This is a genomic window from Pseudomonas sp. NPDC088885 (assembly GCF_044750025.1).
Classification (GTDB): Bacteria; Pseudomonadota; Gammaproteobacteria; order Pseudomonadales; family Pseudomonadaceae; genus Aquipseudomonas; species Aquipseudomonas rustica.
The window spans coordinates 11,246-18,898 of sequence record NZ_JBIVJB010000090.1 but is presented as its reverse complement, the minus strand read 5'-3'; the positions used below and the strand labels follow the sequence as shown (position 1 = coordinate 18,898).

Here is a 7,653-nt window from a genome sequence, read left to right as displayed (position 1 = left end):
GACGTCGAGTTCTTCAGCAACCTGGCCACCCCCGCCGAGCAAATCCACAACAAGGAAGCCAAGGGCGAGCACTATTTGCTCGAGGTCGATAAGCCGTTGGTGCTGCCGACCGGGGCCAAGGTGCGCTTCCTCGTGACCTCCGCCGACGTTATCCACTCGTGGTGGGTGCCGGCCTTCGCGGTCAAACGCGATGCGATCCCGGGGTTCGTCAACGAAGCGTGGACGCGCATCGACAAGCCCGGCATCTACCGTGGCCAGTGCGCCGAACTGTGCGGCAAGGATCACGGCTTCATGCCGATCGTGGTCGAGGTCAAGGAGAAGGCCGACTACGACAAATGGCTCGCTGAGCGCAAAGCCGAAGCCGCGCAGCTTAAAGAGCTGACCAGCAAGGAATGGACGCTCGACGAACTCAAAGAGCGCGGCGACAAGATTTATCACACCACCTGCGTCGCCTGTCACCAGGCCGAAGGTCAGGGCCTGCCGCCAATGTTCCCGGCGCTCAAGGGCTCGAAAATCGCCACCGGACCGAAAGAAGGCCACTTGAGCATCGTCTTCCACGGCAAGCCCGGCACCGCCATGGCGGCGTTCGGCAAGCAGCTGTCGGAAGTCGATATCGCAGCGGTCGTGACCTACGAACGTAACGCCTGGGGCAACAACAAGGGCGACATGGTCACGCCAAAAGAAGTGCTGGAGCTGAAACAGGCGGAAAGCAAATGAGCCGGTCTATCGCGTACTTCGTGAACCGGTCGGGGCAGTGCGCCCCGGCCTGCCCAACCCACTCACGTACAGGAGACCGGCCATGAGCGCTGTCATCGATGACCATGGTCATGCCGACCACGCCCACGGCCCCGCCAAAGGCCTGATGCGCTGGGTGCTGACCACCAACCACAAGGACATCGGCACGCTGTATCTGTGGTTTGCGTTCTGCATGTTCCTGCTCGGCGGTACGTTCGCGATGGTGATTCGCGCCGAACTGTTCCAGCCGGGGCTGCAAATCGTCGAGCCGGCGTTCTTCAACCAGATGACCACCATGCACGGTCTGGTGATGGTCTTCGGTGCGGTGATGCCGGCCTTCGTCGGCCTCGCCAACTGGATGATCCCGTTGATGATCGGCGCGCCGGACATGGCCCTGCCCCGGATGAACAACTTCAGCTTCTGGCTGTTGCCGGCGGCGTTCCTGATCCTGGTATCGACCCTGTTCACCCCCGGTGGCGGGCCGAACTTCGGCTGGACGTTCTATGCGCCGCTGTCGACGACGTACGCACCGGAAAGCGTGACCTTCTTCATCTTCGCCATCCACTTGATGGGCATCAGTTCGATCATGGGCGCGATCAACGTGATCGCGACCATTCTCAACCTGCGCGCCCCCGGCATGACGCTGATGAAAATGCCGCTGTTCGTCTGGACCTGGCTGATCACCGCATTCCTGCTGATCGCGGTGATGCCGGTACTGGCCGGGTGCGTAACGATGATGCTGATGGACATTCACTTCGGCACCAGTTTCTTCAGTGCCGCCGGTGGCGGTGACCCGGTGTTGTTCCAGCATGTGTTCTGGTTCTTCGGGCATCCCGAGGTGTACATCATGATCCTGCCGGCCTTCGGCGCCGTCAGCTCGATCATCCCGACCTTCTCGCGCAAGCCGCTGTTTGGCTACACCTCGATGGTTTATGCGACGGCGAGTATCGCCTTCCTGTCGTTCATCGTCTGGGCGCACCACATGTTCGTGGTCGGCATTCCGTTGGTGGGCGAGTTGTTCTTCATGTACGCCACGCTGCTGATCGCGGTGCCGACCGGGGTGAAAGTGTTCAACTGGGCCAGCACCATGTGGCAAGGCTCGCTGACCTTCGAGACGCCGATGCTGTTTGCCGTGGCGTTCGTGATCCTGTTCTCCATCGGCGGCTTCTCTGGACTGATGCTGGCCATCGCCCCGGCGGACTTCCAGTATCAGGACACCTACTTTGTCGTCGCGCACTTCCACTACGTGCTGGTGCCGGGGGCGATCTTCGGGATCTTCGCGTCGACCTATTACTGGCTGCCGAAATGGACCGGCCACATGTACGACGAAACCCTCGGCAAACTGCATTTCTGGCTATCGTTTGTCGGCATGAACCTGACCTTCTTCCCGATGCACTTTGTCGGATTGGCGGGGATGCCACGACGGATTCCGGACTACAACCTGCAGTTCGCCGACTTCAACATGGTCTCGTCGATTGGCGCGTTCATGTTTGGCGCGACGCAGATTTTCTTCCTGTTCATCGTGATCAAAACCATTCGCGGCGGCCCGCCAGCACCGGCCAAACCGTGGGATGGCGCGGAAGGTCTGGAGTGGAGCGTGCCGTCACCGGCGCCGTACCACACCTTCACCACACCGCCGGAAGTGAAATGAATATCCAGCCTTTTGTGAAATTTGTGCAAAGGCACAGATCCGCTGTGGATGCACACAAAGCCCCTATGGATGCTCACAACTCTTATTGGGCAGTACACAGATCCCCTGTGGCGAGGGGATTTATCCCCGCTGGGTTGCGCAGCAGCCCCAAAATCTGCAATCGAGATTTATCAGGCAAACCGTGTGCGCTGGATTCAGGGCTGCTGTGCAACCCAACGGGGATAAATCCCCTCGCCACAAAGGCATCACCGATAAGGGGTGGAAGCCATGGCTGACTCGGTATCGATGAAGAAGCTCGTCACCCGCCTCCTCGGCGTGGTGCTGGCGATGTTCGTGTTCGGTTTCGCTTTGGTGCCGATCTACGACGTGATGTGCAAAGCCTTCGGCATCAACGGCAAGACCGGTGGGCAGTACGAGGGTGAGCAAGTGGTCGACACTTCGCGCCAGGTGCGCGTGCAGTTTCTGTCGACCAACAACGTCGACATGCCGTGGGACTTTTACCCCAAGCATGACGAACTCACCGCTAACCCCGGCGCAGTCAACGAGATGATCTTCATCGCGCGCAATCCCACCGACAAACCGATGAGCGCGCAAGCCGTGCCGAGCATCGCGCCGAGTAACGCGGCGGCGTATTTCCACAAGACCGAATGCTTTTGCTTTACCCAGCAGTTGCTGCAGCCCGGTCAGCAGATCGAGATGCCGGTGCGCTTCATTGTTGACCGCGACATGCCCAAGGATGTGAAGCACCTGACGCTGTCCTACACGCTGTTCGATATCACCGCCCGACATCCACCGGTGGCTGTAAACACTGGCGGTTGAGCGTGCCCGATAAGGAGAACAATAAATGGCAACTCATGAGCATTATTACGTTCCGCCGCAAAGCAAATGGCCGATCATTGCGACCTTCGGCATGGCGATCACCGTGTACGGCCTGGCCGTCTGGTTCAACGATCTAAAGGCGGCGCGCCCGGAATCCCACGGCCCGTACATCTTTTTCGTCGGTGGCCTGTTGCTGGCGTACATGCTGTTCGGCTGGTTCGGCGCGGTGATCAAGGAAAGCCGCGCGGGGCTCTACAGCGCGCAGCTGGATCGCTCGTTTCGCTGGGGCATGAGTTGGTTCATCTTCTCCGAGGTGATGTTCTTCGTCGCCTTCTTCGGTGCGCTGTTTTACGTACGACACGTCTCCGGCCCGGCGCTCGGCGGCGAAGGCACCAAAGGCATCGCGCATATGCTCTGGCCGAACTTCCAGTTCACCTGGCCGCTGCTGCACACACCGGATCCGAAACTGTTCCCGCCACCGAAGGACGTCATCAGCCCGTGGGGCCTGCCGCTGATCAACACGATCCTGCTGGTCAGCTCCAGCGTGACCATCACCATCGCCCACCATGCCTTGAAGAAGGGCCATCGCGGCGCACTGAAAATCTGGCTGGCGATCACCGTGCTGCTCGGCTGCGCGTTTCTCGGTTTCCAGGCTGAGGAATACATTCACGCCTATCACGAACTGGGGCTGACCCTCGGTTCGGGCATTTATGGCGCGACGTTCTTCATGCTCACCGGTTTCCACGGCGCTCACGTGACCATCGGCACGATCATTCTGTTTGTGATGCTGATGCGGATCATGAAGGGCCACTTCGACAACGAGCACCAGTTCGGCTTCGAAGCGGCGAGCTGGTATTGGCACTTCGTCGATGTGGTGTGGATCGGCCTGTTTATCTTCGTTTACGTGCTCTGAGGATCAACGCTACCAAGGCGCATGCGAGACCAATTGGCCGCTGTAAAAGCCCCAGGCGATCAAGCCGACGGTGGCAGCGGCCAATGCCACCCGAACACTCAAGGCGATGACCAGGCGATTGGAACTGCTGTCGTCCTTGACCAGGAAAAACAGGCCGCTGAACAGGCTGATCACCGTGGCAATCAGCATCAGGACGATCGCTGTTTTGAGCATGGGAAGAACTCCGGGGGACAGGCGATGCAATTGAGTATAGCGATCACAATGACTGACTTTGTGGCGCAGCCATGAAGCGTTTTCGCCCGGGCGTGATACCGACCGTGGTGGTGGCGTTATTGTTGCCGCTATTGGTGTCTTTGGGCTTTTGGCAACTGAGCCGAGGCGCGGAGAAAACCGCCCTGCTCGCCAGTTACGCCGAACGTCGCGCGGCCGACCCGATGGCCAGCACCGAGTTGCCACACATATCCGATCCGGCCTATCGCCGCGTGCACCTGCACGGTCAGTTCGATGCCGCGCACAGCTTGCTGCTGGATAACCGCCAGCGTAACGGCAAGGTCGGCGTCGAGTTGCTGCAACCGTTTCAGGATCAACGCAGCGGTTTGTGGCTGCTGGTCAATCGCGGCTGGTTGCCGTGGCCGGATCGCCGTGTACCGCCGCAATTCACTACGCCCACTGAAGCGTTGAATGTCGATGCCTGGGTCTACGTCGCCCCCGGCGCCACTTTTCAGTTGCACGCTGATCCAGTCAGCAGCACCTGGCCACAAACCATCACCGCCGTCGAACCCGCCAAGCTGTGGCAAACCCTCGACCGCGACGGCTTCGCCTACGAATTACGCGCCGAACCCGGCCCGACCAGCTACGAGGCCGATTGGCCAGTGGTTGCCATGGGCCCGGAAAAACACCTCGGTTACGCCGTGCAGTGGTTCGCCATGGCCACCGCCCTGCTCGGTCTCTACGTCTATTTGGGCTTGCACAACGCAAAGGAGAAACACCATGGGAACGGCCATGAATCCACCCAGCATGTCTGAGGCGAAACCTGCCGCCAGCCGCCGTCGCGGGCGCATTCAGTTGCTGCTGATTTTGCTCGGCGTGATTGGCCCAATGGTGCTCGCCACCGGCATGTACAAATTGCAGTTCTGGGTGCCGGAGGGTCGCAGCTATCACGGCGAACTGATCGGCAACGGCCAGACCCGCGCTGACCTCGGCGTGCAGGCCGACGAGGATCGTTGGCAGATCCTGGTCACCGCGCCGAAGGATTGCGCGGTGGATTGCCAGCAACTGGTGTATCTGGCGCGGCAGATCCAGATCGGCCTCGGTCGCGATGCCGGCCGCGCCAGCCATGCCCTCGCCGCTGCACAACCGGTCAGCGCTGATTACGACGCCAAGCTCAACCGCGAATATCCACAGCTGCAACGCTACCCGCTGGACGCCGCTGTGTTCAGTAAAACCACGGGCGACAAAGCCACGCCGCAACTGTGGATCATCGACCCCCACGGCAATCTCGTGCTGCGTTATGAGCCGAATGTGAAGGGCAAGGATCTGCTCAACGACCTGCGTCATCTGCTGAAACTGTCGAACATCGGATAAGGGCATCGTCATGGCCAAACCTGGATTTCGCCTCGCGCTGTTTGCCACCCTGCTGGCGCTGATTGTGGTGCTGCTCGGCGCGTATACGCGCCTGACCCACGCCGGCCTCGGCTGTCCGGACTGGCCGGGCTGCTACGGGTTTATCAGCGTGCCGAAAAGCGAAGCGCAACTGGCCCATGCCGAACTGCATTACCCCGACTCGCCGGTGGAGGCGCACAAGGGCTGGAACGAGATGATCCACCGCTACTTCGCCGGCACTCTCGGCATGCTGATTTCGATTCTGGCCGGGCGGGCGTGGGTTAACCGTCGCCATCCGGGGCAGCCGTTGAAGCTGCCACTGTTTCTGCTGGCGGTGGTATTTGCCCAAGCAGCGTTCGGCATGTGGACGGTGACGCTCAAACTCTGGCCGCAAGTGGTCACCGGGCATTTGCTTGGCGGTTTTGCGACGTTGAGTCTGCTGTTTTTGCTGACGCTTCGATTATCCGGCGTGCTGCCGGCGCTGACCGTGCCCAAGCGTTTGCAGTATTGGGCGACGGCGGGATTGTTGTTGGTGATTGGTCAGATCGCGTTGGGTGGCTGGGTCAGTTCCAACTACGCGGCGGTGGCGTGTATCGACTTCCCGACCTGCCACGGGCAGTGGTTGCCGCCAGCGGATTTCGCCAATGGGTTTCATCTGACGCAACACATCGGCCCGAATTATCTCGGCGGGCAACTCGACAGCGATGCGCGCACGGCGATTCACCTGACTCATCGTATCGGCGCGCTATTGGTGACTTTGGTGCTCCTCGGTTTGGCGTGGCAATTGAAAGTCGTCGGCATGACGCGGTTGGCCGGTCTTGTTCTCGTCGCCCTCGCGGCGCAGATCACCCTCGGCATCAGCAACGTGTTGTTCCATCTGCCGCTGCCAGTGGCGGTCGCGCATAACGCCGGCGGGGCCGCGTTGTTGCTGACCATGGTGCTGGTCAATTACCACGCGCGCACCAGTCTGGTTCGAGTCAAACAACCGGTGCTCGCGCGCTGGCGCCTGAGCCCGCGCAAACACGCGGCCGCGCCCATCACTATTAAAGGAGAAACGCCGTGGCGATTCTGATTGGCGAACGTCCGCATCAGGCGATCTGGCGTGATTACCTGGAGCTGACCAAACCGAAAGTCGTGGTGTTGATGCTAATCACCTCGCTGGTCGGCATGTTTCTGGCGACTCGTGCCGGGGTGCCATGGACGGTGCTGGTGTTCGGCAATCTGGGTATCGCGTTGTGTGCCGGTGGCGCGGCGGCGGTCAATCATGTGGTTGATCGGCGCATTGATGCGGTGATGGCGCGCACGCACAAACGGCCGTTGGCCGAGGGCCGGGTTTCGCCCGCAGCGGCGCTGACCTTTGCGTTGGTTCTGGCGCTGCTCGGTCAGGCGTTGTTGCTGACCTTCACCAATCCGCTGACCGCTTGGCTGACCTTGGCCTCGCTGCTCGGTTACGCCGTGATTTACACCGGTTTCCTCAAACGTGCGACGCCACAGAACATCGTCATCGGTGGCCTCGCCGGCGCCGCCCCGCCACTGCTCGGCTGGACGGCTGCCACCGGCCACGTCAGCGCCGAACCGTTGTTGCTGGTGCTGATCATCTTCGCCTGGACGCCGCCGCACTTCTGGGCGCTGGCGATCCATCGCAAAGAGGAATACGCCAAAGCCGACATCCCGATGCTGCCGGTCACCCACGGCGAGCACTACACCAAAGTGCACATTCTGCTGTACACCTTCGCGCTGCTGGCGGTGAGTCTGCTGCCGTACGTGATCCACATGAGCGGCGTGCTCTACCTGATTTGTGCGCTCGGTCTGGGCGCAAGGTTTCTGCAATGGGCCGTGGTGCTGTACCGTGGCACTCGGCCGCACGCGGCGATCAACACCTTCAAGTACTCTATTTGGTACTTGTTTCTACTGTTCATCGCCCTGCTCGTAG

At 60.6% G+C, this 7,653-nt stretch carries 9 protein-coding genes; 8 read left to right on the top strand and 1 reads right to left on the bottom strand.

Annotated elements, in window-relative coordinates:
• From ACIP1X_RS23705 to ACIP1X_RS23690, 4 genes are all read left to right on the top strand, one after another.
• Window positions 1-717 (top strand): c-type cytochrome (locus ACIP1X_RS23705; protein ID WP_400755394.1); only part of this gene is annotated, 717 nt, incomplete at its 5' end.
• 82 nt (window positions 718-799) lie between these two features.
• On the top strand, window positions 800-2,386 hold the full coding sequence (ctaD, locus tag ACIP1X_RS23700; protein WP_016986466.1) for a cytochrome c oxidase subunit I: 1,587 nt from the start codon (window positions 800-802) through the stop codon (window positions 2,384-2,386).
• A 267-nt stretch (window positions 2,387-2,653) separates the two neighbouring features.
• Window positions 2,654-3,205, top strand: coding sequence for a cytochrome c oxidase assembly protein (locus tag ACIP1X_RS23695; protein WP_400755392.1), 552 nt, complete (start codon window positions 2,654-2,656; stop codon window positions 3,203-3,205).
• A gap of 25 nt (window positions 3,206-3,230) precedes the next feature.
• Window positions 3,231-4,118, top strand: coding sequence for a cytochrome c oxidase subunit 3 (locus tag ACIP1X_RS23690; RefSeq protein ID WP_053125435.1), 888 nt, complete (start codon window positions 3,231-3,233; stop codon window positions 4,116-4,118).
• 9 nt (window positions 4,119-4,127) lie between these two features.
• On the opposite strand, the gene ACIP1X_RS23685 is transcribed toward ACIP1X_RS23690, so the two are convergent.
• Window positions 4,128-4,331 carry a twin transmembrane helix small protein gene (locus ACIP1X_RS23685; RefSeq protein ID WP_007911731.1) on the bottom strand — a complete coding sequence of 68 codons (204 nt, stop codon included), beginning with the start codon at window positions 4,329-4,331 and terminating at the stop codon, window positions 4,128-4,130.
• Window positions 4,332-4,402: 71 nt separating this feature from the next.
• Between ACIP1X_RS23685 and ACIP1X_RS23680 the strand changes: the two genes are divergently transcribed.
• The 4 genes from ACIP1X_RS23680 to cyoE form a co-directional block, all read left to right on the top strand.
• Complete coding sequence (locus ACIP1X_RS23680; RefSeq protein WP_400755390.1) at window positions 4,403-5,143, top strand: SURF1 family protein; 741 nt, start codon at window positions 4,403-4,405, stop codon at window positions 5,141-5,143.
• Complete coding sequence (locus tag ACIP1X_RS23675) at window positions 5,109-5,702, top strand: hypothetical protein (RefSeq protein WP_159813363.1); 594 nt, start codon at window positions 5,109-5,111, stop codon at window positions 5,700-5,702. The genes ACIP1X_RS23680 and ACIP1X_RS23675 overlap by 35 nt, the downstream gene beginning before the upstream one ends.
• Before the next feature lie 10 nt (window positions 5,703-5,712).
• Window positions 5,713-6,792: a heme A synthase gene (locus ACIP1X_RS23670; RefSeq protein ID WP_400755388.1), complete on the top strand. Its 1,080-nt coding sequence runs from the start codon at window positions 5,713-5,715 to the stop codon at window positions 6,790-6,792.
• Window positions 6,780-7,653: heme o synthase (gene cyoE, locus ACIP1X_RS23665; protein ID WP_400755387.1), on the top strand; the 874-nt coding region annotated here is incomplete at its 3' end. The genes ACIP1X_RS23670 and cyoE, both read left to right, overlap by 13 nt.